The organism is Croceicoccus marinus (genome assembly GCF_001661675.2).
GTDB lineage: Bacteria > Pseudomonadota > Alphaproteobacteria > Sphingomonadales > Sphingomonadaceae > Croceicoccus > Croceicoccus marinus.
In genome coordinates, this window is sequence record NZ_CP019602.1 from 1,513,280 (window position 1) to 1,538,333 (window position 25,054).

Consider the following 25,054-nt stretch of genomic DNA (forward strand, 5'->3'; position numbering starts at 1 on the left):
TGCGGGTTTGCAAGATCGCACAAGCGTGCCATCCTGCGACCGGGAGATTAAAAGAGGGGGCAGGGCAAAACATGTCCGCACGAAAAGTTATCGTTACCAACAACCGCATCGACAGGATTGTCGTGGTTGGCGGCGGCACCGCAGGTTGGATGGCGGCAGCCGCATTCTCGCGCTATTTCGACAATGGCCGGCGCAAGATCATCGTCGTCGAATCCGACGCGATCGGCACCGTAGGCGTCGGCGAGGCGACCATCCCCGCGATCAAGGGCTTCAATGCCATGCTCGACATTCCGGAGAACGAGTTTCTCCGCGAGACGCGCGGCACCTTCAAGCTCGGCATCGAATTCGTGAACTGGGGGCGGCAGGGCGACCGCTATATCCACCCCTTCGGCGCGTTCGGCACCGATTTGCACGGCATTCCGTTCCACCAGCTCTGGCTGCGCGAACATGCGCGCGGCGGCGGCGGAGACATCACCGATTTCTCGATGAGCGCCGCGGCAGCCGCCCTGGGCCGCTTCGGACGCCCCGCCGTGGGTGCCCGTCCCCCGGTGTCCGAAATCAATTACGCCTTCCACTTCGATGCTACGCTCTATGCCGCCTATCTTCGCAGGCTGGCCGAACGCCAGGGGGCGATCAGGCAGGAAGGCCGGATCGTCAAGGTCCACCGCGATGGCGAAAGCGGTGACGTGACCAGTGTCGAGCTGGAGGGCGGCAGGCTGGTCGAAGGCGATCTCTTCCTCGACTGTTCGGGTTTTCGCGGCCTGCTGATCGAGGACGCGCTTGAAACCGGATACGAGGACTGGAGCCACTGGCTGCCGATGGACCGCGCCATCGCCATGCCCACGGCCAACCGAAGCTCACCCGATCCTTTCACCCGCGCGACGGCCCATGCGGCAGGCTGGCAATGGCGCATACCGCTGCAGCATCGCACCGGCAACGGCCACGTATTCTGCAGCGCCTTCATGCAGGAGGACGAGGCCGAGCGCATCCTGCGTGACACAGTGGAAGGCGAGGAACTGGCCGATCCGCGGCTGATACGTTTCACCACCGGCATGCGGCGCAAGGCATGGAGCCATAATGTCGTGTCGCTGGGCTTGTCCTCCGGCTTTATCGAGCCGCTGGAATCGACCAGCATCCATCTTGTCCAGAACGGGATCGCCCGGCTGTTCGGCCTGTTCCCGGAAAAGGACATCAGCCCCGTCGAGCGTGACGAATACAATCGCGGCATGCGCGAGATCTATGAGGATGTGCGCGACTTCATCATCCTGCACTACAAGGCGACCCAGCGGGACGATACCGAGTTCTGGCGCAGCGTCCGCGACATGGACATCCCCGCCAGCCTGGCGCGCAAGATGGAGCTTTGGCGCCTGCACGGGCGTGTGTTCCGCGAAAATGCCGAACTGTTCACCCTGCCCAGCTGGGTGGCGGTGATGCTGGGGCAGAACGTGTGGCCCGAACGCTATGATCCGATTGCCGACACACTGGATGAAAACAGGGTGGCGCAGGCGATGGAGAAGATGCGCGCGGGCTATCGACAGACCGCGCAGCAATTGCCACCGCAGGAACAGTTTTTGCGCAGTGCCAACGCATGGGCCGTGTCGGACGAGATGCCGCTTTCGATGGGGGTAGCGCGATGAACGGCGAACCTATCCGCAAGATCGTGATCGTCGGCGGCGGCACCGCGGGCTGGATGGCCGCGGCAGCAACTTCGCGCATCATGGGCGCTTTTCCGGGGCTGACGATCGAACTGGTCGAAAGCGAGGCGATCGGTACGGTCGGCGTGGGGGAAGCGACGATCCCGCAGATCATCTCGTTCAACATGATGCTGGGGATCGACGAAGCGGAATTCGTGCGCGAGACCCGCGCGACCTACAAGCTGGGCATCGAGTTCGTCGACTGGCTGCGAATTGGCCACAGCTATGTCCATCCCTTCGGATCCTATGGCATCGACATGCTGGGGATCGACTTCCACCATTTCTGGCTGCGCGGGCAGCGGGCCGGGCTCGATATGCCGCTGGACGAATTTTCCATCTCGGCGATGGCGGGAAAGGCGGGCCGGTTCATCCACCCGCGCAAGGACCAGCCGAATTCCCCCCTCGCCCGCATGGCCTATGCGTTCCAGTTCGACGCGGGGCGCTATGCCCGGTTCCTGCGAAACAGGGCCGAGGCGCAAGGCGTCATCAGGACGGAAGGACGCATAACCGAGGTCTTGCAGGACGGCGAAACGGGTTTCGTGACAGGCGTCAGGCTAGAAGACGGCAAGATCGTCGAGGGCGATCTGTTCCTCGATTGCTCGGGCTTTCGCTCGCTGCTGCTGGGACAGACGCTGGGGGTCGGGTTCACCGACTGGAGCAAGTGGCTTCCCTGCGACCGCGCGATAGCCGTTCCCTGCAGCCTGGCGGGCGATAACGAGCCGCTGACCCGATCCACCGCGCAGCCCGCGGGCTGGCAATGGCGCATCCCGCTGCAGCACCGCATCGGCAACGGCCATGTCTATTCCTCCGCGCACATGGAGGACGCAGAGGCCGAGGACATCCTGCACGCCGGTCTCGACGGGACGCCGCTGGCCGAGCCCAACCGGATCCGATTCACCGCCGGGCACCGCGACAGGATCTGGGAGAAGAACGTCATCGCGCTGGGCCTGTCGGGCGGGTTCCTGGAACCGCTGGAATCGACCGCCATCCATCTGGTTCAGAGCGGTATAGCGCGGCTGATGATCCTGTTCCCCTCGCGCGCGTTCAATCCGAAGGAGATCGAGCGCTTCAACCGCGACACCTTTGCCGACTATCTCGACATTCGCGACTTCCTGGTCCTGCACTACAAGGCGACCGAAAGGGACGACAGCGAGTTCTGGCGCTATTGCCGCAACCTGCCGCCGCCCGACGGCCTTGCCGACAAGCTAGAAATGTTCCGCAGTTCGGGGCGTATCATACGGGAACACAACGAACTTTTTACCGAGGCAAGCTGGCTGGCCGTGATGGTCGGACAAGGGGTGGAGCCGTCGGGCTATCACCCCGCCGCTGCCCTGCTGGATGAGGATGAGACCCGCCGGCGGCTGAGCCATATTCGCCAGACCGTGGCGCACGCCGTCAGCCAGATGCCCACGCAGGACGAATATCTCGCCGGCATCGGCGGCGCGATCGCAGGCACCGATCGCATGCGCGCATGACCACCCTCCCCCAGCCTGCCGCCATCGACGAGTTCGAGGGCAAGCTCGACGCCGAGCAGTTCGCGATCCTGCGCAAGGCGGGCCAGCCCGTGGTATTGCGCGGCCTGGTCGCGGATTGGCCTGCGGTCGCCGCTGCGTCCGGCGGCGACCGGGCGATGGCCGGTTACATGGCGCGCGAGCCGAGCACGCGCCCGGTCACGGCCATCGCGGCTCCGCCCAGCGAGGGCGGGCGATTTTTCTACACGCCCGACCTTTCGCAGCTGAATTTCAGCCGAGGCCAGGGCAGGCTGGAAGCGTTCATCGGCGATCTTATTACCGCGAGCGACCTGCCCGATGCGCCAGCGCTGGCGGTCCAGTCCGAAGACATCGCCGATCTGCTGCCCCGCTTCGCGGCCGAAAACCGGCTTGCGCTGCTGCCGCAAGTCAGGCCGCGGATCTGGATCGGCAACCGGATACGCGTGGCGCCGCATTACGATCTGATGGAAAATGTCGCCTGCTGCGTCGCCGGGCAGCGCCGATTCACCCTGTTTCCGCCGGACCAGATCGCCAATCTCTATCCCGGCTCGTTCGAACTGACGCCTGCGGGTACGCCCGTCAGCATGGTCGACACGGATGCGCCCGATCTGGATCGTTTTCCGCGCTTCGAAAAGGCATGGGCCGCGGCGCGGCAGGCGACGCTTGAGCCCGGCGATGCGATCTATATCCCCTATTGCTGGTGGCACGGAGTGGAATCGCTTGGTCCGCTGAACATTCTCGTCAACTACTGGTGGAACGAAGGGGAGCCCGAGGGGATCGGATCACCCTATAGCGCGCTGCTTCACGGCATCCTGTCCGTCCGGCATCTTCCGCCCGAAAAGCGGGCGATCTGGAAGACGATGTTCGACTATTACGTGTTCGAAGAGCACGGCGATCCGGTCGAGCACCTGCCGGTGCAGGCACGGGGCCTGTTCGGCTCCCCCTCGCCCGCGCTTTTCGCGCGGATGCGCGAGATTATCCGCGGCCTGCTGCGCTAGCGCGCTGCACGATACTGGCCAGCCACTGCGCATAGGGGGGTGCGAAAGCCACCGCAGCGCGCGCCCGCTCGGCAAATTCCCGGGCCGCGGCGTCGCTGTTCACTGGCTGCGCGATCTGCATCGATCCCTCACCGAAACCCAGTGCCCTTAACAGCGCGGCAAGCTCCTGCCTGAGCAAGGGTGCTTCTTCCCAAAAGGGGATCCGGCCGCGGCGGCGCAACTGGTCGATGGTGAGGTCGAGGCGCTCCGAAAGCCCGGTTGCGCCAAACGGCTGCCTTGCGCGGGGCGCGGCATAGAAGGCGCCCAGGCTATCGCGCGCACCCTGGGCTATCAGCGCAGAGCGGCGGTTGTATTCGCTGCGCTCGACCGGCTCGGCCACCCTGCCCGGCAGCATTTCGAGCAGCAAGTCGATCTGGCGATGGGCAAGGTCGAGCGGCAGGCCCAGCAGCGGATGCAGCCTTGCGGCGGCATCGCCGATGGCAATGACATTGCCGATCCAGGCGCGGCATACGCAGCCCGGCTGCAGTTCCACGCGGCTTTCAATCTCGGCACCCATCGCAGCGCGAATTCTTTCGGGCGGCAGGTCGAGCGGCGCCCCCATCTCGAGCTGCAAGCCGTCGCGGCCCGCGAATTCACTCAGCCACCCTTCGTCCAGCAGCGTAATCCGGTCTTCCAGCGCGGCCATCGGCTGCCCCGGAACGGCCCGGTAGAGCGCGATCTTCGGCAGGATACCGCTCCAGTCCTCGACCGCATAGCCCGGCAAGCCCGACAGCAGGCGAGCTTCGCGGCCCGAGCAGTCGAGGTAGAGATCGGCGTCGATCCGCTGCCCGTTCGCGGCGATCACTGCCCGCAGTTCGCCGCCGTCATCGATGTCGAGAGACGCTATGGCGCTGCTGACATAGCTAACGCCCAGCTGCCGGGCCTGGCCGATCAGCAGTTCGCGATAGGCTGCGGCATTCCAGCGCAAGCCATATTCGATGTTCGAGATGGGCGTGACCCGATCGGGGGGCGGCACCGCGAACCTGCCGTTCTGCGCCAGGATTTCAGCCAGCGATCCTGCAGACGGCGCACTCTCGCCCGGCCTTGCTTGGTCGCCCCATGCCTGCGCGAAGCCCGGCATGGCGGCCCGATCCGCGCCGCCGCCATAGGGCATGGCGCCATGGCTGGCTTCCTTGTTCCAGCCGAAAAGCCGGGTGACAAGGCGGTGGCTGCCCCCGGCCTGCAGGATGACAGCCTCTTCCGCTATGCCGAGGCGGTCGTGCAATCGGTTGGTGAAGGGCAAGGAGGTTGCCGCGCGGTCGGCAAGATCCGCCGGACCGGACGGCGCGCCCATGATGACGATATCGCATCCCGGCATCGCGCGGCGCATGGCAATGGCGGCAAGCAGCCCCACCTGGCCGTCGCCCGCGACGACGATACGCCGCAACGGCTCGCGCGGGCCAGTCATCTCGCGCGGGCCAGTCATGCCGCGCGCGCCAGGCGGGCCGCTTCGCTGCGCAGGTAATCCGCGTGGCCGGGCATGGCCGCCACCTCGTCATCGATTGCCTGTTTCAAACGATCGAGCGCGCCCCTGACGCGGACCGGATCGACCTGCGGAACTCTGGGATCATAGCGTTCGGGCAGCAGACCCTGCCCGACATAGACGGCGATCCAGCTCGGCTCGAAGAACAGACCCTCGCCATATTTCTCGACCCGGCCGGTGTTGCGCCACAGTTCGATCTTGTCGGCCAGGCTGTCAGGCACCTGCATGGTCCGGACATGGTTCCAGAAGTCGGAATCGTTCCTGCGCGTGACGTGATAATGCAGGATCAAGAAGTCGCGGATCCGGTCATATTCCATGTCGACCAGCCGGTTGAATTCGTCGCGATCGCGCTGCTCGATCCGTCCGTCGGCAGGAAAAAGCTCGATCAGATTGGTGATCGCCATCTGCGCCAGATAGATCGATGTCGATTCCAGCGGCTCCAGGAAACCGCTTGCCAGACCCACGGCGACGACATTGCCCGACCACGACCGGCGCCGCCTGCCGGGCCGGAAGCGCAGGATGCGCGGATCGGCCAGCGGCTTGCCCCTGGCGGCCCCGCGGATCGCGTCGCACGCCTGATCCTCGGACAGATGGGCGCTGGAGAATACATAGCCGTTGCCCATGCGGTGCTGCAGCGGAATTTCCCACCGCCAGCCCGCCGGCATGGCAGTGGCGGTGGTATAGGGCGGCAAATCGTCACTCTCATGCGCGCAAGGCATGGCGGCGGCGCGGTCGCAGGGCAGCCAATGGGTCCAGTCCTCCCACTCCTCGGCCATTTCCTGGCCAAGCAGCAACGAGCGGAAACCCGAACAATCGACAAAGAGATCGCCTTCGATCCTTCGCCCGTCCTTGAGCAGAAGGGCGGCGACGTCGCCGCTTTCTCCATTGCGTTTGACGCTGGTGACGATCCCCTCATGCCGCGTGACGCCGATCGTCAGGCCGAACTGGCGCATGAACGGACCGAACAGGGTCGCGTCGAACTGATAGGCATAGCCGTAGGTAGAGCCGAGCGAACCGTCCTGCGCGGGCGGGCGGAACCGGTTTTCACGCGCCGCCCTGACCGCGAAGGAATAATCGCCAATGTCGGAACCGAGACCCAGTCGGCGCTGTTCCAGCCACCAGTGGTGGAAGCCGACCGATTGTACCGCCTCGCCGAAGCCGCCGAAGGGGTGGATATAGCTTTCGCCGATTGCGCCGAAATCGCGGAAATCTATACCAAGCTTATAGGTGGCGTGGGTCGCCTTCATGAAGCTGGCTTCATCGATCCCCAGCCGTTCGACGAAACCCCGAATGTGCGGCAGGGTCGCTTCGCCCACGCCGACGATGCCGATGTCTTCGCTTTCGATCAGCTCGACCGTGACTTGCCCGGGCAACAGCCGCGCAAGCGAAGCGGCTGTCATCCAGCCCGCCGTGCCGCCGCCAAGGACGACGACACGCACGGGGCTGGATCCATCTTGTATCATGCAGATTACGTTAGAAGCTTGCAGCGGAAGGCACCAGCCTTCCGGTCTTAACCTTCCATCTCTTCCAGTTCCTTGCCCTTGGTCTCGACAATGAAGCGCTGCACCAGGAAGAAGCTGATCACTGCGCATACGGCATAGAAGCTGTAGCTTGCCGCAAGGCCGATGCCGATCGCCATGACCGGGAAGGTCTGCGCGACGAGATAGTTGGCGAACCATTGGAAGAAGCCTGCCACGGCCAGCGCGCTGCCGCGGATCTGGTTCGGGAACATCTCGCCCAGCATCACCCACATCACGGGGCCCCAGCTGACGTTGAAGAAGACCACGTACAGATTGGCCGCGATGACGGCTACCATGCCCATCTCGCTCGACAGCACGAGCGCACCCTCGGCATCCAGCGTGCCCTGGCTGAACGCGTACACCATCACGAACAGCGTCACCGACATGCCGGCCGAGCCGATCAGCAGCAGCGGCTTGCGCCCGATGCGGTCGATGACCGCGATGCAGATGAAACACGCCGCGATCGACACGGCGCCCGAGAAAATGTTGATCAGCAGGCTGTCACTCTCGTTAAAGCCGGCCAGCTGCCACAGCGTCGCGCCATAATAGAAGATGACGTTGATGCCGACGAGCTGCTGGAACACGGCCAGCATGATGCCGACCCAGACGATGGGACGAATGCCCAGGAAGCTCTTCGCTCCCGCAGGGGCAACAACGTCACGCAGGCTGGGGCGGTGGTCGCCGGAAAAGCTGTTGCGGATCTCGGTCAGCTTCGCCTTGGCCACGACTTCCCCGAACAGGCTGGTCAGCACGCCGAGTGCTTCGGTATCCCGGCTCTTGGCGACGAGATAGCGCGGGCTTTCCGGGATGAAGAACAGCGCGAGCAGGAAGATTGCGGCGGGCACGGCCTGCGCCAGATACATCCAGCGCCACGCCTGCAGACCGCCCCAGAAGACATTGGTCGATTCGCCCGCAGCGGCGGCAAGAACGTAGTTCACGAGGAACGCCGCCGTCAGGCCTGTAATCACCATGATCTGCTGCACGGTCGTCATCCGGCCGCGAATATTGGCCGGTGCCACCTCGGATATGTAGGCCGGCGAGAGAACCGACGCCGCGCCGACGGCCATGCCGCCCGCGATACGGGCAATGACGAAGATCGTGTGCGATTCCGAAAGACCCTGGACCAGCGCACCGATCAGGAACAGCAGCGCGGCAAGCCGCATGACGTTGCGGCGACCGATCGCGTCGGCCAGAGTACCAGCGGCGAAAGCACCGATGAAACAGCCGATCAGAAGCGAGCCGACGGTGAAGCCCAGTCCGCCCTCGGTCAGCAGGAATGCCGACTTCAGGCCCGGCTGCGTCCCGTTTACTGCGCCGCTGTCATAGCCGAACAGCAATCCGCCAATCGTCGCGACACCTACAATCGCCGAGATCAGCGCAAGATTTGTGCCCCCGGCCTTATCCGTGTTGGTTCCCATGAATCTCTCCCTTGCATCCGCAAATCCCTGCGGATGCGGTATGGTAGCGCTACCTATGACGCAAACAACGGTGAAAGCAAGCCGTCTTGTTTGCGGCCTGCCGAGTTACCCTTCTGCGTCAAAATGCCTGAAATTGCTTCGATTAGCCCGAATGGACCAGCCCTGCCCCCGCCTGTGCTTTCCCCGATAAAAGTCGCTCGATAAAATCCTGGTGTTTCGGCAGCCGGTCGACATGCGCCGCGATCGCCGCTCGCTGTCGTTCAAGCTCGCCTTCAAGCCGTCCCTCGCTCATCAACGCGCCGATGCGGTGCCAGTGTTCGGGCTGAAGACGCTGGCCCAGCATGACCTGCAGCCAGCTTTCCGCGCGGAACAGATCGTCCGGAGCCTGCCATGCCTGCGCCGAACTGGTGAAGCTGGCAATCCGGTGCCGAAGCGAATCGGGAATCGCCAAGTCCCGGCACCTGCGCCAGAACGCGGAATCGTCGCGCTCCGTCAGCTTGTAGTGAAGGATGATGAAGTCGCGGACCTTCTCAAGCTCGGTATCCGCCATCGTATTCCAGCGATCGCGGACCGCCTGATCGGACCCGGCGAAGGGGAACATCTGGATCAGCCGCGTCACCCCGATCATGACGAGGTGGATGCTGGTGGATTCCAGCGGCTCGACAAATCCGGATGAAAGCCCAAGCGCCAGACAATTGCCCCGCCACATCTGCTGGCGCTTGCCGGTCTTGTAACGGATCAGCCGCGGCTCGCTCCTCGGCCGGCCGGTGATCGACCCCATGAGCCTGTCGCGCGCCTTGTCGGGATCGAGATAATCGCTGGCGAAGACTAGCCCGTTTCCGGTCCGGTGCTGCAGCGGGATGCGCCATTGCCAGCCCGCATCATGCGCGATTGCGCGCGTAAGGGGCGGCGGCGCCTCATCCGTCTCGGTCTGCACCGCCCAGGCTGCATCTGTCGCAAGCCACTCGCTCCAGTCGTCATAGCCGCTGCCCATTGCCTGGCCGATCAGCAAGGCGCGAAAGCCGGTGCAATCGACGAACAGATCGCCTTCGATCTCGCGCCCGTCTTCCAGCACCAGTGCGGCGATGTCACCGCTTTCGGGCTGATGGCGGACGTCGGCGATCCTGCCTTCGACCCGTTGCGCGCCATTGGTTTCCGCGATGGTGCGCAGGAATGCGGCATAGCGCCCGGCGTCGAGGTGATAGGCATAGCTGAGCGCCGGCTTGCCTTCATTGGAAAAGCGCCCGGCCAGCGCAGCCTCATGCTCCAGGCAATAGGCGCCCATCGGCGTGTCGATTCCGGCGTGGCGGGCTTCCAGCCAGAAATGCTGGAAATCGGCGACCCAGTTCTGCAGGGCGAACGTACCGAAAGAGTGGATGTACTGGTCGCCGGGGCGCGCCCAGTTTTCGAACTGGATGCCAAGCTTGAAGGTCGCACCGGTCGCCTCGACAAAGGCGCGCTCGTCGATGCGCAGGAATTCGTGGAAGCTGCGCGCGGTGGGGATCGTCGCCTCGCCCACGCCGATGGTTCCGATATCGTCGCTTTCCACCAGGGTGACATCGACCAGGCGGCCAAGCTGGCGGGCCAGCGCCATCGCGGCGATCCAGCCTGCGGTCCCGCCGCCTGCCACCACGACCCGGGTAGGCGTTACATCGCTCATCGCTGCAGCTTTCGTGTGACCTGAGCCCGCAAGCGCCGGGCGAGCGCGGCATCCACGGCGCCAAGCGGGCCGCGAATATGATCCGGCAGATGATCGCGCGCCTCGGCGGGGTCGGCGAAGGCGTAATAGTCGAAGATCGCCGCCCACGCCTTCCGCTCGTGAGCAGGCCGCTGGCGCAGGGACAGCAAGGCGTGCAGCAAGGTCGTCTGCGGCGTGTCGACATAGTCGGGCACCGCATTCCACCACCAGTTCAGCAGGATGTTGAAATCGCCCAGCGCCTCGACCTGATGCCACCACATGGCGGGATAGACGATGACGTCGCCCGGTTCCAGAACGCCGCTGACAGCCGCCTTCATCGCGTCCGGGAAACCGGGAAAACGATCGAGATCGGGGGCGGCGAAGTCGACCATGGTGACCACCTGCCCGCCGGGCGTAGGCTCGAGCGGACCGGGATAGAGATTGGCGATCTGGTCCGGCGGAAACAGGGTGAAACGCCTGCGCCCCGCAGCGCAAAGCGCGCAATTGTTGGAATGATCGTAATGCGCGGCGGTGATCGTCCGATTGCCCATCCACAGGCTGGCCACGACGGGCGCGCCATTCGCTCCCTCGGCCCCTGCGACGCCGGGATCGTTTGCTTCGCGGATGCCGGGGAAGAACAGGTCGAGGTCGGTGGAGCCGACATAGATTGCCTGCTGCGCGCCGCGCTGCAGTTCGTCCAGGACAGCCGGCAGATCCTCTCGCGATCCGGAGAAGTTGAAGCCGTCCAGCGCAGGCGTGTAGTGGAACCGCCCGCGCGTCTCGCGATCGGCGCGATAGACCGTTACCGGGCGGCCGCTGTGGAACGACAGCAAAAGCTGGCTTGCAGCAGAGGCGGATTTGCGGGCGGCCTGCACGATCGGCAGATCCTTGCCCGCGCCGCGGAAGATCACCGGTTCCAGCGACGCCTCGACAAAGGCGTTGAGTTCGGACCCGCGCGGCATTGGCTCATGCAATTCGCGGATGGGACGTGGGTCCGAAATCTCCAGCGTCGCTGCCCCGGTCACAATGGCCTGCCCTGCCTTCGATCAGCCAAGGCGTTGATATTGCCGAGCGAATGCGCCGCCATGACGGCCGGCACCAGCAGCCCCGCCGAGCTCAGCTCACCCAGCGCTTCGGCCGAAAGATCGGCCAGCGTTTCCGGGAGGATCGCGCTGAAATTCTCGAACTGGATCGTGGTCGTGTCGTCGATATTGATCGAGATCGGAAGCAGCTTCACCAGTTCGTGACGCTGGAAAATCTCGCTCATCGCCGCACATACGCCCTCACCCCGGTGGATCAGTTGCAGCGCGTCCAGGGCATCGACCAGCGCAGGCGCGTGGCCGCCATGTTCGAGGAACAGCGGATAGCCATCCTGGCCATCGGCAGCGATCCGCGCATGCGCCATGTCGATATGCACCGCGGGATCTTCCGGCCGGGCGCGGCCGATCATCAACGGACCCCGCCGGACCAGTGCAGGAATATAGCGAGCCTGCCAGCCCCGATCCGAGGCGAAGAGGTTTTCCTGCGCCGTCAGGCCCAGGATTGCGACCGGCTGGAGCAGATCGTCTTCGTCCCTGGTGAACAGGATCGGATATTCGCGCTGCACCAGCACGAACTCCTCTGCGTACACGCCGATCTGGCCGAGTGGATCGCCGGACTGCGCGCCGCGCGCCGCCTTCAGCCGCACATCGGCGTGGCTCACGCTGTCGAGAGGCGCAATGGTCATAGCAACATGTTACCGCGTAGAAATGGTGGGGAAAAGACTGCCATTCTGGATTTGGCAGCCTTTTCCCCGTTCCCTCAGGGAGGCGAGGGAAATCAGAACCGGAAGCGGGCTCCGGCGTAGTAGCGAGGCCGGCTGTCGACGATGAACCAGGGCTGGTTCTTCGTACGAGCAAAGGTCTCGTAGTTCGAACCGGTCAGGTTGATCGCCTCGAACGACACCGAGATTGCATCGGTGATGTCGTAGCTGACGTTCAGGTCGATCTGTTCATAAGCGTTGACGAACACCGGGTTACGCGAAGCACCGCGGCTGTTGTTCGACAGGAACGTGTCGCGCCAGTTGTAGGTCAGACGCGCCGACAGGCCGTACTTTTCGTAAATGGCCGACAGGTTGACCGTGTCCGACAGACCGAGCAGCGCGAACTGGTCGGCAGTCGTCGGAGCCGTGATGTCATACCCGATATCACCGCGAACGAGCGTGTAGGCCGCCGCGATGCCGAAGCCCGATTCGCCGAAGAAGTGCTGACCGGCGATTTCCATACCATAGATATGGGCGTCCTCGCTGTTGACCGGCTGCTGCGTCTGGAACTGGTACAGCGGATCGCCTTCGTTCGCGACCAAGTCGTACTGGCCGAGGACCGAGTCGACGAAGGTCTGGCTAAGCCCACCCGGAGTCAGGTTCGCCTGGAACTGGTCTACTGCGGCATCAAGTCCGAACTGGTCGATCAGCGCGGTCAGCGTGAACAGGTTCACGTCCGAAATGTCGAGATTGTTGGTCTGCAGATACTCAAGCGCAGCACCCGAACGAGTCCCCGGAGCGCCCGAGCTGGGATCACGCAGATCGAACAGGCTCTGCGTCGTCTGTCCCGTGCCGACGAAATTACGGACACGCTTGTCGAAGAAGCCGGCCGACAGATAGCTCGACGGCGCGAAGTACCATTCGAAGCTGACGTCGAAGTTGTCAGATTCCAGCGGGATCAGCTGCGGGTTGCCCTGCGTACCGCCCGGAACACCGCCCAGTGCGGTGGGACGGTTGGGCGCGCCCGGATTGGAAGCAGCGAACAGCGAACCGAAGTCCGGACGCGAAATGGTCCGGCTGAGCGACACCCTGCCCTTGAAGTTGTCGGTGATATCGACCGAAACGTCGATCGACGGCAGGATGTGGTCATAGCTGTTCGAGCCTTCGACCGGCTGCTCACCCGACGAAAGAACGGTGAGGAAGTCGTTGTCGGCGGTCCAGTCGATGCTCGCCGGGATACCCTGCAACGTGATCGAGCGCGACTTGGTGTTCTCGTAGCGCACGCCAGCCAGGACGTTGACCGGACGTTCCATCAGTTCGGTATTGAGATCGACCTGCGCATAAAGGGCCCAGATCTTTTCCCTGACCGTATTGTTCGACGTGCCGTTGATGATCGGAGAATTCACGAACGCATTGAACAGATCCGTGGCGTCCCCGCGGAACGCTGTCGCCAGGGGATCACCTTCCGAAACGCCGGTGTCGTAATCCCTGAACTGGCAGACCATGCAAAATGTCTGGACCAGGTCGCCAGCCATCTCCTCGATGTCGCCGATATTGCCCACGCCCCAGTCGCCAAGGGTGTTCTGCGTGCTCATCGTCCGGCTGTTCATATCAGCCTCACGATAGTTGCCGCCGAACATCACGCGGTCATCGTCGCCCATCTCCCAGATATTGTCGAGGCGAACCTCCTTGACATCCTGCTCCTGGTAAGCGGTCTGGCTACGCGCGATCTGCGAACCCAGGTCGGCAAGGTCGAGTACGCCATTGTTGTTGCCGTTGGAGTCGTCGAAGGTGATGAACTGCTGCGGAAAGCCGTTCTCGATGTTCAGCCCCTGGTCGACGATCGACTTCTGCGCCATCGAGAACAGGGTCGAAGTGTGGCCGAGCGGGTTGTTCGGCTGCGCCTCCGCCTTCGAATAATGGCCGTCGACGATGGTCGTCAGGCTGTCGGTGACTTCATATTCGAGGTTGAGGCCATAGGACATCAACTCGTCCTTGGTGGCGCGATACTGCTGCTCGAAACCGCCGTCCTTGGGGGCGGTGATCACGTCGTCGATATAGACCGCAGTCGCCACCTTGTAGTTGCCGTCGAACGAGATTTCGTCAAACGGACGGTTGTACCAGGTGGTTTGGTCGGCGCGCTTTTCCTCTGCCGCATTGCGGTAATAGGTCACGTCGGCGGTGGCGGTGAAGCGGTCGGTCGGCGCGAACTGGGCCGTAAGCTGGCCGTTGATACGCTCACGCTCGAACTCGGAGTAGTTGTAGCGCGTGTCGTTGGGAATGCCGATCAGCGTGTCACCGGATTGCGGCGCATTGTTGATGATCGTGCTGCCGTCGGCGCGGCGGAAGGTCGTGCTGCCAAGGAATTGCGAATAGGGCAGGATGTTCCAGTCGTTGGCCGAAACCGCGATCGCGGAGTTGTGGCGCAACTGGTAGCTGCCGAACAGGCCCACGCCGAAAGTGCCGGCATCGTTCGACCAGTTCACGATGCCCGAAACTTCGGGCGTCACGCGCGAATAGTCATAGGTGTCTGCCGCGTCGTAGACGGCCTTCGCGCCGATCGAGCCCGAGAGGCCCGCCGCGCCGTCGAGCGGACGCCGCGTGACGATGTTGATGGCGGCGCCGATGCCGCCGCCGGGGATCGAGGCGCGACCGGTCTTGTAGACCTCGAGCCTGCTCACGCCTTCGGAAGCGAGATTGGCGAAGTCGAACGAGCGGGTCGTGCCCGAGACGAAGTCGCCATTCTGGTCCTGGCCGACCGATGCGATGCTGGCCGTGGGCAGCGTGCGCCCGTTCAGCGTGACCAGGTTGAAGCCCGGACCGAAACCGCGAACCGTCACGCGCGAACCTTCGCCGTTGACGCGGTCGATCGACACGCCGGTGATACGCTGCAGCGATTCCGCCAGGTTGGTATCGGGGAACTTGCCGATTTCCTCGGCCGAGATGCCGTCGACGACGCCGGCGTTGTTGCGCTTCAGTTCGATCGAGCGATCGAGCGATGCACGAATGCCGGTGACGACGATGGTGTCGTCCGCTGCCGCTTCCGAATTGCCCGGCTGGGCCTGTTCGTCCTGAACAGTGTCCTGCGCATGGGCAATGGTAGCGCTACCAAAAACAGTTGAAAAAACAAGCCACGACGCTGATCGAGCAAGCGTCGAACGAAGCTTCGTTCCCTTCATTATCCCTCTCCTGAACGTCGATCTGAACGACCGATTCTTACGCCACCTAAGGCACGAAGGCTTGCTTATTGCGTAAGTTGAAGGGTTGTCAACGCGGCCGGACCAGAATTTCAAATCTGAATCGCCCTGCGGCAAATTTGCTACACCGCAGACATACCAACTGCGCCAAATAAGAACTGAAATTCTTATATTGCGTGGTAACGCTCTCAAACTCGTGATTTCGTGCGCGCATAGACCTCGGTAAAAACCGCACGCCAGCAACGGCTTGCCGTATACTTGTCGAAAAGACCCGCTGGTCGATCTGCGTGGTTGCCGTACCACCAGAAGTCTTTGTGACCGGTCTAAGCCGCGCGCCCATCCGACAGGCCCGGCGGGCGGATCCCCTTTTCCCGGAATGTGCGCAGGGTCCGCAGGGTGATGTCGGTCTCGAACGCCTTCTCGTGCTTGGTGTCGAGGACATAGGCCTTCAGCCGCAACCGGACCGCGACGAAATTCTCCATCGGCACTTGTGACACCAGCACCACGATCGGCTTGGGAAGATAGATGTAGCGGCTCGACAAGGCCGCTTCGGTCAGGACTTCCCGGGCAAGGTCGAAGTCCTCCCCCGCGCCGATCAGGATGTCGACCACCACCTGCATGTCCAGCGCGCCATAGTTTCCCGACGAGGTGATATCGCTGAGGAACTTGTTGTTCGGAATGGTGATCGTATTGTCGTCCAGCGTCTGCAGCCGGACCGATCGCAGCCCGATGGCGGTCACGTCACCATAAAACCCGCCGAAGCTGACGCGGTCCCCCACCTGGAACGGCCGGTCGACGATGATCATGATGCCTGCCACGAAGGACGCCACCAGGTCCTTGAGCGCGAAACCCACGGCCACCGCGGCCGTACCGCCGATCAGGGCCAGCAGCGTGCTGTCCACCTTGAACGACAGGGCGATGACGATCATGCCGGTCGCGATGAAAATGAAGAATTTCGCGACGGTGGCGAGCTTGTGCATCGTCAGCCTGCGCGCCGCGAACTGCGAGCTGAAGCGATTGACGAAACCCGACAGCACATTGAGCAGGAACCAAGCCCCTGCCAGCACGAACAGCGAGGTGACCACGCCGCTCCAGCGGATGAAATCGCCCAGCTGCGCCATGTCGATCTCCGCCTCCTGCGCGATTGCCGGCGCCGCCGTCATGGCAAGCAGCAAGGGGGAAAGCAGCAATCGGGTCATGCGCATGATGTTCGCGCTCATGGCAATTCTCCCGCGATCAGGTTCTGGGCCAGCAGCAGCCGCTTCACTTCCTGGAACCAGTACAGGCTAAGCCGCCATCCGGCGCCCTGCCGCTCGATCACGCCCAGCAGGTCGCAGCTGCGCAAGGTCTCGCCGACGCGGGCGGGCGAGAGATCGGTGGCAAGCGCGATCTGGTGCGGATGGGCGATGTCCATCTGCAGGATGGTACGCAGAACGAACAGCGTCACCGGCGGCATCGCTGCCAGCCTGGTGACATCGGGCGCCTTGAACGTGCGAACGCAGACGCGGCCCGTGGCCTTTTCGCGGAACAGGCTGCGTCGCCAGCGTTCCAGCGCGACCGCCGGATTGCCGCCCGTCTCCTCGGTCAGTGCCGCATAGAATGCGCGGCGGGCGCGCTCCTCCGGTGCGATCTCCTCCTCGAACAGCATGGTACCGGTATCGCTGCCCGCATATTCGAAGTCCGGATCGATCCCGGCGGCGTGGGTTCGCCGCTCGATCAGTTCGCGGATCTTCGCCTTGGGCCACGGATGAAGATAGATCTCGTGATCGAACAGCGGACGATCGCCGCGCGCCCGTTCCAGGAAGGGCCAGGCCGCCCCGCCCATGGCGAAGATCCAGCTGGTCGGTGCGGGCGTATGCCTCGCCAGGTCGAGAATGGCGTCCAGCCGGGTCAGCCCACCAATGGCCGGCACGATGATGCGCTGCAGATCGTCCACGGCCACGCAATGCGGCTGCGCTTTCAAGGCCTCGGCAATGGCGGCCGGTTCGGGCTCGCAGCCAAGCCTGCGCCCAATCACCTCCGCAACGCTATCCTCGCCCGCGCCCGCTTCGACATAAAGCACGGGCAGCGCCGAGGCCTTGAGCAGACGCTCGACGACCGTGGTCTTGCCGTGCCCCCTGTCCCCGACGACGATCAGCACATGGCCGGGCATCGGAGCGGCAGGATGCAGCTTTTCGTCCGGCGGCACGACATCGGACACCGGCCTTCCGTGCGGCGCCAGCAACGCCAGCTCTTCCCTGGTCAACGAGACATAGCGCCCGCTTTCCTCGTCGGCGGTCGCCTGTTCGCTGGCCTTCTTGCGGGCGCGCTGGCCAAGGATCTCGCGGATCAGCGAAAGCTGGCGAATGCGCCGCGCAATTATCACGCGCCCGCCCTGCACCATCAGCACGAAGCCCGCGACGATCCGCCCCAGCGCGCCGCTGATCCCGTCGGGATTGCGCGACACCCAGCCAAGCACCTTGTTTTTCTTCGCGCCAAGCCGCGCCAGCGCTTCGATCCGGTCGCGCCACCATGTGGTGATGACGAACAGCACGGGAATGGCGAGCAGCCAGCAGAAGGTCAGTACCCAGCTATAGATCGCGCCGCGGCCGACCAGGTTCGCGGTGACCGTCAGCACCAGCCCGACGCCGACAATAATCGCCGCGACCAGTTGCAGCGAGCGTCGGCGCAGCGCGGCGCGCGGATCTTCTCCCGGCCCTCCCCGGGCCATCGCGTCGATGATCTGCACCAGCGCCGCCCCGGCGATGACCCAGCACGCCAGCAGCCACAGCAGCCGCATCGGCGCGGGGGCGAAGACAAGGGGGAACAGCCAGTCCAGCACCAGCAGCAGGATCAGCCAGTTCAGCGGCCTTAGGGCATGACGCAAAAGACGGGCGAGATAGGCAAGGAACGATGACCAGATGGTCGGCGGCTTGCGGCTTCGCTGCGTGCGTTCCATGTTCGCCAGGACGCTGTCGCCAGCGCCCTGCCAGAACCGGAACACCAGGACGACGAGCAGAAGCTCCATGATGGCGACGATCGTGCGGGCCCGGAAGTCCATCAGCTCCCCGGCGAACGCCTTGAGGCCGACGAACCCCGTCGCGGCGTTATAGCGCAGCGTCAGCACGATCTGCTCCACTTCGCGCGCGACCTGGTTCAGCCCCTCCTCTCCGAAACCGGTGATGCGCGACCGCAGGCCCGACGACAGCGCGGGGAGCAGCGACAGCCGCGCATCGTTCATCGTCAGCATCGCGGCATAGAGCGTATCGCGCTTGCGGGTCTCCAGCGCCCGACCATACCGGGCAAGCCATGCGATGCGGTCGACCAGTGCCTGCTGATATTCGATCAGCCGTTCGCCGCCATCGCCGTCGGCCACCAGCGCCGGATCGATCGGCGGTATCTGCGGGGTGTTGCCATTCCTTCCCCCGCCTGCCCCCAGAGCGTCGGACAAGGCCGAGCGGACCTCTCGCAGCGATGCGATCAGATCGGCGTAAAGGACATCCGCCGCCGCCTCGCTGCCGGGTGTCGAGGCTACGGCCAGGACCTTGCGCTGCCAGCCTAGCGCTTCGGTCTGCACCTGTTCGATGGCCGCGGCTTCGTTCTCAAGCCGCGCAGCTTCGGCCTTGACGACTTCATGCGCCAGACGCAGCCGTTGCCATTCCGCCAGCAGCAATTGGCGCCGCTCGGCTTCGGCGATAGCACGCGCGTGTTCCGCTTCGGCCATCTGGCGGGCTGTCTCGTTCCCGAGCGCCCCCTCCTCCAGTACCGCAGGACGCTCTCCGGCAATGTCCTGCGCTTGGGCGCTTGGGCGAACATCCATGGGAAGGAGGAACAGGGCGAGCAGCAGCGCAGCCAGACCCGCCACGCGGCGCAGGGCTGGCCCGCTTTTCATCCCTCTCCATCCTGTCACGTCATAGCCCCCGGCGGTCGGTCCGTTTTGGCCGGGACGATATGTCAAAAAACGCCGCCATGCACCTGTACCTTCGAAACGAGGACCGATCGGCGCATTGACACACGGACGAAGGGTAAAAAAAGAGGGAGCGCGCGGCTCCCTCTTTCATGCAGCGATGATCGAAAAAAATCAGCTGTCGGTATTCTTCCGCACGCGCAGATTGTTCTGAACATGCGATACGCCGGATACGTGGTCCGCGCAGTCTTCCGCACGGCGCTTGGCACCCTTCTGGGGGACGGTGCCACTTAGCGTGACCTCGCCATCTTCAACCGTGACGGTGATCTCGCGTCCATCGACATAGCGGTCTTCGGTCAGACGGTCGCATACGTCTTCCAAGATGCGCTCGTCCGAACGGCGATAGCCCTGCGGGCCGTTGCCCCGGTGGTCCATCTCGCGGCGCCTGGTGGCTTCGTCGTCCCCGAACCAGCTGGCGATCTCGTCGCCCGCGCGCTCGAAGAAGGACCTGTCGCCATGGCGATCCCGGTCATATCCGTGCCGTTGGCTGTCATAGTCGTATGGCGAGGGATATTGCGCGCCCATACCCGACTGACGACCGCCGGAGTATCCGTAATACGGAGCCCTTGCAGAATTCGAAAAGTCCCGTCCACCATAGCTTTCGGATGTAAACCGGCCATAGCCGCGATCCGATACAGGATCGTAATGTCCACCGCGATAGGCTCTCATCTCGTCGCGGTCGCGCCTCTCGCCGCCCCATTGGCGTGTGGCTCGGTCGTTACGCGAAAAGCGTTCGTCGCGATCGAACCGGTTGCCGCGGTCGAATGATTTGTCATCGTCATAGTTGTCAGCCCGAAAGGACTGCCAATCCCTGCGGTCGGTCCGGCTCTGATCGGAATTGCGATAGGAACTGTCATCCCATTGCTGCGGCTGTTCCTGTCGATAATCTTCGTTCTGCTGGCTGTTTCTGTTCTCTTCCCTGTTGTCCATGAAAACTCTCCTCGTTGTCTTTTGGTGCCTCCGAAAGGGGCTGATACTTACACAACGGGCGAGTGAGGGTTGCTGTCCCCAAGTTGGCGCGGCTGAAGTGCAGCTTGCCGCAAAACCCCGGAATAGCGCCGTTCAGGCAACGATCAGGCGGCGGAATGCGCAAGCGCCGCGTCGCGAATGGACGGCATCGCCTGTCCGGCAGCCTCGCCGATCAGCAGCAACGCCGGGCCGTCGCCGATGGCAGTCTTCACCATGATCGCCAGCAGATCCAGCCGGCCGGTAAAGATCCGCGCATGGGGCAGGCTGGCATTCTCGACGATGGCGACGGGCGTGGCCCCGGCAAGGCCGTGCGCCATCAATTGCCGCGACACCTCTTCCGCCGCCGCCTTGCCCATATAGATCGCAAGCGTGGCCTTGGGATCGGCCAGCACCTTCCAGTCGAGGTCGAGCTGCTCTCCCTTTCGGGCGTGGGCCGTGACGAATGTCAACCTGCGCGCCAGGCCCCGCAGGGTCAGCGAAATGCCAAGCTCTGCCCCGGCAGCGCTGGCGGCGGTGATGCCGGGGCAGATGCGGATCGTGACGCCCGCCGCGCGGCATGCCGAGATTTCCTCGGTGGCGCGGGCAAAGATCGCCGGATCGCCCCCCTTCAGCCGCACCACGCGCTGTCCCGACAGGGCAGCCTCGACGATCAGCATGTCGATGGTCTTCTGGTCCCTGGAGTGGCGGCCTGACCTCTTGCCTACATGGACCAGCCGCACGCCGTCCGGGATCAGCGCAAGCACGCCTTCGCCGACCAGCGCATCATGGAAAACTACGTCGCAGCCGTTCAGCAGCCGCTCCGCCTTGCGGGTCAGCAGGTCGGGATCGCCCGGCCCCGCCCCCACCAGCCAGACCTCGCCGGGCTGGATCAGGTCGCCTGCATCGGGTGTCGTCTTGCGTTCGGTCATCGTCGGCCTCCGTCAGGAAAGGCGCGCCGCAGGCGTGTGCGGCGCGCCCCAGGGCTTTCACGTCATTCGGCAGCGATCGAGAGATATTCCTCGTCATTCACGATCGCGGGCCGCGCATTGCGGGCGGGCGATGCCTTGTAATGGGTGGCATAGAGCATGCCGCCCACGAAGGTCAGGCCGCCGACCAGATTGCCGATCACGGTCGGAATCTCGTTCCAGATGAAATAGTCCATCCAGGTGAACTCGCCGCCCAGCATGATGCCCGAGGGGAAGAGGAACATGTTCACGATCGAATGTTCGAAGCCCAGGTAGAAGAAGACGAGGATCGGCATCCACATCCCCATGATCTTGCCCGGCACCGAATTCGACATCATCGCGGCCACGACCCCGGTCGACACCATCCAGTTGCACATCACGGCCCGGATGAAGAGCGTCAGCATCCCCGCCCCGCCCGCGGCGGCGTAACCCAGCGTCCGGCTCTCGCCGATGACGCCGATCTTCTGCCCGATCTCGTTCGGGGCCTGGCTGAAGCCGGTGGTAAAGATGATAGCCATGAAGACGGCCACCGTCATCGCGCCCGCGAAATTGCCGCAAAACACAAGGCCCCAGTTGCGCAGCATCCCGCCGATGGTGACGCCGGGCCGCTTGTCGAACAACGCCAGCGGGACAAGGGTGAACACGCCGGTCAGCAAGTCGAAACCCATCAGGTAAAGCATGCAGAAACCGACCGGGAACAACAGCGCACCCAGCAGCGGGTTGCCGGTGTTGACGGTGATGCTGATCGCAAAGGCCGCGGCAAGGGCAAGGATTGCGCCGGCCATATAGGCGCGCACCAGCGTGTCCTTGGTAGACATGAACACCTTGGATTCGCCGGCATCGACCATCTTGGCCGCGAATTCGGCGGGAGCGATATAGGACATATCGAATTCCTTTCTGGAATGATCGGCCGTTCAGGCCGGATATTGCAGTTGCAGGTAGATGGCGCCGTCTTCCAGCCGCACCGGATAGGTCGGTACGCGGCCCTTGTCGGCACCCTGGGCCAGCCCGGTTTCAAGGCTCAGCACCCAGCTGTGGAGCGGGCAGGTCACGCAGTTTCCGTGCACGATGCCCTGGCTGAGCGGGCCGCCCCGATGCGGGCATCGGTCCTCCATCGCGAAGATGCGGTCATCCTCGGTGCGGAACACGGCGATGGTCGCCCCGTCGGTCTTCACGCAGCGTGCGCCCTGCCGGGGGATGTCGTCGATCATGCCCACGCGGACCCAATCGACATCGGCAACACGGGCAATCGAGGTCGCGGCGTTCATTCTGCAGGCTCCATGCTGGAGGAGGAGTGATTGCGGCTGGAGAGATCCGCCATCGGCTTGAACTCGTGCTTGTCCTTGCCCGAGACGCGCTCGGACCACGGATCGGTCTGCGAAAAGCGCTGCGAGAACACGAAACGGTCGTAATAGGCGCGGCGCGTGTCTGGATTGTCGAGGATCTGCGCACGGATCGTGTCGTGCCCGACGCGGTCGGCCCATTTGTAGATGCGTTCCAGGTAGAAGCCCTGCTCGCGGTACATTTGCATCATGGCGGCGGTGATCTCCATCACCTCCTCCTCGGTCTCGACCGTGGTCAGCCTGGTCGTCCCCTGGATGTGGATGCCGGCCGCGCCTGCGTAATGCAGCTCGTATCCGCTATCGACGCAGACGATGCCGATGTCCTTGCAGGTCGCCTCGGCGCAATTGCGGGGGCAGCCCGATACGGCCAGCTTCACCTTGTGCGGCGTCCACGATCCCCACAGGAACTTCTCGAGCGCGACGCCAAGGCCGGTCGAATCCTGCGTACCCATGCGGCACCAGTTCGTGCCGACGCAGGTCTTCACTGTGCGCAGCGACTTGCCATAGGCATGGCCAGACACCATGCCCGCCTTGTTCAGATCGGCCCAGACGCCGGGCAAGTCTTCCTTCTTCACGCCGAGGAGGTCGATGCGCTGCCCGCCGGTGACGTGGACGGTGGGGATGGCGAACTTGTCGACCACGTCGGCGATGGCGCGCAGTTCCTGCGAGTTGGTCATGCCGCCCCACATGCGCGGGATCACCGAATAGGTGCCGTCCCTCTGGATATTGGCGTGCACCCGCTCGTTGATGAAACGGCTCTGGTTGTCGTCGACATATTCGCCGGGCCAGTCGGCCAGCAGGTAATAGTTGAGCGCGGGGCGGCACTTGGCGCAGCCGCCGCTGGTGGTCCATTCCAGTTCCTGCATCACCGCAGGGATGGATTTCAGCGCGTTCGCCTTGATCAGGCGACGCACGTCGCCGTGTGGAAGATGGGTGCAGTTGCACATCGCCTTGGGGGCGGAAGCATCGAAGCTGTCGCCCAGCGTCAGCGCCATCAGGCTCTCGACCAGATTGGTGCAGGTGCCGCAGGACGCGGACGCCTTGGTGTGGGCGCGCACTTCGTCCAGCGCGGACAGGCCCTTGTCCTTTATCGCGCCGGTGATCGCCCCCTTGCAGACGCCGTTGCAGCCGCAGACCTCCGCGTCGTCTGCAAGGCTGGCGACAGCCGCAAGGGGGTCAGGCTTTCCCCCAGAGGACAATACATCCTGGAACGCCTGCCCGAAGATCAGCGTCTCGCGCAGGTCGCGCACGCATTCGCCCTTGCGCAGCAGTTCGTTGTACCAGCCGCCGTCGGCCACATCGCCATAAAGCACCGCGCCGATGATGCGGTCGTCCTTGACGATCACCCGCTTGTAGGTGCCGCGCGCGGCATCGCGCAGCACCACTTCCTCGCGGTCGTCGCCTTCCGCGAAATCGCCGACCGAATAGAGGTTCACGCCGGTGACCTTCAGCTTGGTCGGCGTTTCGGCATGGAGGAAATTCTCGACCGGCGTGCCCGCCAGATCGGCGGCAAGGATCTTCGCCATGGTGTAGAGCGGCGCGACGAGGCCATAGACCCGGCCGTCCACCTCGACGCATTCGCCGATGGCGCTGATCGCCGGGTCGCTGGTGCGCAGCTGCGCGTCGCAGACGATGCCGCGGCTGACTTCCAGCCCGGCTTCCCTGGCCAGCGCCGTGCTGGGCCGTATGCCGACCGCCATCACGACCATGTCGGCGTCGATCACCGTGCCGTCGTCCAGTTCGACCGCGATCACTCTGTCCTCGCCAAGGATGGCCCTGGTGTTGGCGCCGCAGCGGATGTCGATGCCGCGCCCTTCCAGCTCCTTTTGCAGCAGATAGCCGGCAGCAGTATCCAGCTGGCGTTCCATCAGCGTGGGCATCAGGTGGATGACGGTGACCTTCATGCCCTGCATGTGCAGTCCGGCGGCAGCCTCAAGCCCAAGCAGGCCACCGCCGATCACCACCGCGTTTCCGCGGAACGAGGCATAGCGCTGCATCGCCTCGACATCGTCGAGATCGCGGTAGGCAAGCACGCCTTCCAGCTGATGGCCGGGCACGGGGATGATGAAGGGGCTCGATCCCGTCGCGATGACCAGACGGTCGTATGGCGCGGTAATGCCGTTCGCCGAGGTTACGGTTTTCGCCGCGCGGTCGATCCCGGTCACGCGCGCGCCGCGGTGCAGGGTGACGTTATGGGTTTCGTACCAGCCATCGTCGTGGATCACGATGTCGTCGAACGATTTCTCGCCCGACAGCACCGGCGACAGCATGATGCGGTCATAGTTCACGCGCGGTTCGGCGTTGAAGATCGTGACGTCGTATCGGCCGGGCGCCTGCTCGAACAGATGCTCCAGCATGCGGCCCGGGGCCATGCCATTTCCGACGATGACGAGTTTCTCAAGTGCCATGAAAGGCCCTCCGTGTTCGGCAGCGGTCAGGCTGCGAATTGCTGGGAAGCAGGAACACGGGGGTGCAATGGGCTGACCGCGTTCCCCGATCAGCCGGATATCCGGTTGATCGACCGCGCAGCGCCATTGCTGCTGTTAAAGATTGGATCTGGATGATGACGATACCGCTTCGGCGCGGAAAGCCCC

The 25,054-nt window shown here is 63.9% G+C and carries 17 protein-coding genes; 3 read left to right on the plus strand and 14 right to left on the minus strand.

Features of this window, described 5'->3' with window-relative positions; genetic code table 11:
* Window positions 1-71 precede the first annotated feature (71 nt).
* Genes A9D14_RS07180 through A9D14_RS07190 form a run of 3 tightly spaced genes read left to right on the plus strand, consistent with a single transcriptional unit; the run spans window position 72 to window position 4,182 of the window.
* Window positions 72-1,637, plus strand: a complete 1,566-nt coding sequence (locus A9D14_RS07180) for a tryptophan halogenase family protein (protein ID WP_066844607.1) — start codon at window positions 72-74, stop codon at window positions 1,635-1,637.
* Complete coding sequence (locus A9D14_RS07185) at window positions 1,634-3,169, plus strand: tryptophan halogenase family protein (RefSeq protein ID WP_066844610.1); 1,536 nt, start codon at window positions 1,634-1,636, stop codon at window positions 3,167-3,169. Before A9D14_RS07180 ends, A9D14_RS07185 begins: the two co-directional genes overlap by 4 nt.
* A complete protein-coding gene (locus tag A9D14_RS07190) occupies window positions 3,166-4,182 on the plus strand; it encodes a cupin-like domain-containing protein (RefSeq protein WP_066844613.1) in 1,017 nt (338 codons plus the stop codon). Before A9D14_RS07185 ends, A9D14_RS07190 begins: the two co-directional genes overlap by 4 nt.
* Here the strand turns inward: A9D14_RS07190 and A9D14_RS07195 are convergent.
* The 14 genes from A9D14_RS07195 to nirB all read right to left on the minus strand — a co-directional run bounded on the left by A9D14_RS07195 (window position 4,160) and on the right by nirB (window position 24,868).
* A complete protein-coding gene (locus A9D14_RS07195; RefSeq protein ID WP_066844616.1) occupies window positions 4,160-5,647 on the minus strand; it encodes a tryptophan 7-halogenase in 1,488 nt (495 codons plus the stop codon). The genes A9D14_RS07190 and A9D14_RS07195 overlap by 23 nt on opposite strands.
* Window positions 5,644-7,143, minus strand: a complete 1,500-nt coding sequence (locus tag A9D14_RS07200; protein WP_332459760.1) for a tryptophan halogenase family protein — start codon at window positions 7,141-7,143, stop codon at window positions 5,644-5,646. The genes A9D14_RS07195 and A9D14_RS07200 overlap by 4 nt, the downstream gene beginning before the upstream one ends.
* Window positions 7,144-7,214: 71 nt before the next feature.
* Window positions 7,215-8,642: a sugar porter family MFS transporter gene (locus A9D14_RS07205; RefSeq protein ID WP_066844621.1), complete on the minus strand. Its 1,428-nt coding sequence runs from the start codon at window positions 8,640-8,642 to the stop codon at window positions 7,215-7,217.
* Between the two features lie 142 nt (window positions 8,643-8,784).
* The gene (locus tag A9D14_RS07210; RefSeq protein WP_066844622.1) at window positions 8,785-10,302 is read right to left on the minus strand and encodes a tryptophan halogenase family protein; all 1,518 of its coding nucleotides are present in this window, start codon (window positions 10,300-10,302) and stop codon (window positions 8,785-8,787) included.
* Window positions 10,299-11,345 carry a cupin-like domain-containing protein gene (locus A9D14_RS07215; protein ID WP_157668169.1) on the minus strand — a complete coding sequence of 349 codons (1,047 nt, stop codon included), beginning with the start codon at window positions 11,343-11,345 and terminating at the stop codon, window positions 10,299-10,301. The genes A9D14_RS07210 and A9D14_RS07215 overlap by 4 nt, the downstream gene beginning before the upstream one ends.
* Window positions 11,342-12,046 carry a SapC family protein gene (locus tag A9D14_RS07220; protein ID WP_066844628.1) on the minus strand — a complete coding sequence of 235 codons (705 nt, stop codon included), beginning with the start codon at window positions 12,044-12,046 and terminating at the stop codon, window positions 11,342-11,344. The genes A9D14_RS07215 and A9D14_RS07220 overlap by 4 nt, the downstream gene beginning before the upstream one ends.
* 92 nt (window positions 12,047-12,138) lie before the next feature.
* Complete coding sequence (locus A9D14_RS07225; protein WP_066844631.1) at window positions 12,139-15,240, minus strand: TonB-dependent receptor; 3,102 nt, start codon at window positions 15,238-15,240, stop codon at window positions 12,139-12,141.
* 341 nt (window positions 15,241-15,581) lie between these two features.
* Complete coding sequence (locus A9D14_RS07230) at window positions 15,582-16,478, minus strand: mechanosensitive ion channel family protein (RefSeq protein WP_198301989.1); 897 nt, start codon at window positions 16,476-16,478, stop codon at window positions 15,582-15,584.
* Window positions 16,475-19,129: a P-loop NTPase family protein gene (locus A9D14_RS07235; protein ID WP_066844634.1), complete on the minus strand. Its 2,655-nt coding sequence runs from the start codon at window positions 19,127-19,129 to the stop codon at window positions 16,475-16,477. The genes A9D14_RS07230 and A9D14_RS07235 overlap by 4 nt, the downstream gene beginning before the upstream one ends.
* A gap of 189 nt (window positions 19,130-19,318) precedes the next feature.
* Window positions 19,319-20,134 carry a BON domain-containing protein gene (locus A9D14_RS07240; protein WP_066844636.1) on the minus strand — a complete coding sequence of 272 codons (816 nt, stop codon included), beginning with the start codon at window positions 20,132-20,134 and terminating at the stop codon, window positions 19,319-19,321.
* Between the two features lie 143 nt (window positions 20,135-20,277).
* Window positions 20,278-21,081, minus strand: a complete 804-nt coding sequence (cobA, locus tag A9D14_RS07245) for a uroporphyrinogen-III C-methyltransferase (protein WP_066844639.1) — start codon at window positions 21,079-21,081, stop codon at window positions 20,278-20,280.
* 62 nt (window positions 21,082-21,143) lie between these two features.
* Entirely contained in the window at window positions 21,144-22,001 is an 858-nt protein-coding gene (locus A9D14_RS07250) for a formate/nitrite transporter family protein (RefSeq protein ID WP_066844642.1), read from the minus strand.
* Between the two features lie 30 nt (window positions 22,002-22,031).
* Entirely contained in the window at window positions 22,032-22,385 is a 354-nt protein-coding gene (nirD, locus tag A9D14_RS07255) for a nitrite reductase small subunit NirD (protein ID WP_066844645.1), read from the minus strand.
* A complete protein-coding gene (gene nirB / locus A9D14_RS07260) occupies window positions 22,382-24,868 on the minus strand; it encodes a nitrite reductase large subunit NirB (protein WP_066844648.1) in 2,487 nt (828 codons plus the stop codon). Before nirB ends, nirD begins: the two co-directional genes overlap by 4 nt.
* Window positions 24,869-25,054 lie beyond the last annotated feature (186 nt).